This is a genomic window from Kitasatospora sp. NPDC093558 (genome assembly GCF_040683475.1).
Lineage (GTDB): Bacteria > Actinomycetota > Actinomycetes > Streptomycetales > Streptomycetaceae > Kitasatospora.
The window spans coordinates 1-1,377 of record NZ_JBFBDY010001186.1 but is presented as its reverse complement, the minus strand read 5'-3'; the positions used below and the strand labels follow the sequence as shown (position 1 = coordinate 1,377).

Genomic DNA, 1,377 nt, shown 5'->3' with positions numbered 1-1,377 from the left:
GCAGACGCCGGGGCGCGCGGCTTCACTGTCGTCGGCGTGATCAACACCCACTTCCACGCGGACTTCCTCGCCGGCCATCTGGAGCTGGCCGACCGCACCGGCGCCTGGATCGGCTACGGGCGCCGGGCCGAGACGGAGTACGCCATCCGCCACCTCGCCGACGGCGAACGGATCTCCCTCGGCGACGTCACCCTCCAGATCATGGAGACCCCCGGACACACCCCCGAGTCGATCAGCGTCCTCGTCTACGAGCACCCCGACGACGAAGCCCCCTACGGCGTGCTCACCGGCGACGCCCTGTTCATCGGCGACGTCGGCCGCCCCGACCTCCTCGCGTCCGTCGGGGTCACCGCCGACGATCTCGGCGCGATGCTCTACGACTCCGTCCACCGCAAGCTCATGGCCCTGCCCGACCAGGTCCGCGTCTTCCCCGCGCACGGCGCCGGCTCCGCCTGCGGCAAGAACCTCTCGACCGAGAAGCAGTCCACGATCGGCATGCAGCGCCTGACCAACTACGCCTGCCGGCCCATGGACCAGGACACCTTCGTCCGCATCGTCACCGCCGGCCAGTCCGCCGCCCCCGCCTACTTCGGCCACGACGCCGCCCTCAACCGGCAGGACCACCCGCTGCTCGACCGCACGAACGCGGTGCGACCCCTGTGTCCTGAAGGCTTCAAGGAGGTCCGCAGCGCAGGTGCTGTCGTCCTCGACGCCCGCAGCCCGCAGGACTTCGGCGCCGGACACGTCCGCGGCGCCATCAACGTCCCCCTCGACGGCCGCTTCGCCGAACAGGCCGGCACCGTCCTCGCCCCCGACAGCGACATCGCGATCATCGCCCCGCAGGACCGCGAGGACGAAGTCGTCACCCGCCTCGCCCGCATCGGCTTCGACCGCATCGCCGGCTACCTGCGCAACCCCGGCACCGCCCTGACCGCCCTCGCTGACGACCTCACCCCCGCCAGCCGCCTCACCGCCGACCAACTCCGCACCGCCCTCGCCGGCGAACAGCCCCCCACCGTCCTCGATGTGCGCACCTGCGGCGAACGCGAATCGGGATCCATCGAGGGATCCCTGCACATCCCCCTGGCCGAACTCCCCGCCCGCCTCGACGAAATCCCCACCGAGCGCCCCCTGGTCGTCCACTGCGCCGGCGGCCACCGCTCCTCCATCGCCGCCAGCCTGCTGCGCCACCACGGCCGCAACGACGTCTCGGACGTCCTCGGAGGCTACAACGCCTGGCACACCCTCACCCACGCCTGATCGCAGCCACTTCGGCACCGGGGGCACCGCCCAGACGCGCCCCCGCCCGTGGGACGGCAGGGAGTTGCGAAGCGCCTGGCCCCGTAAAACGCGCGAGGGGTGTGCCCTCACGGGCGC

Annotated in this window: 1 protein-coding gene; it reads left to right on the top strand. The window is 72.2% G+C overall.

Going from position 1 to position 1,377, the window contains the following annotated elements:
• Positions 1-1,260, top strand: a 1,260-nt coding sequence (locus AB0O00_RS39615; protein ID WP_363659516.1) for a rhodanese-like domain-containing protein, incomplete at its 5' end; no start/stop codon positions are given.
• Between the last annotated feature and the right edge of the window lie 117 nt (positions 1,261-1,377).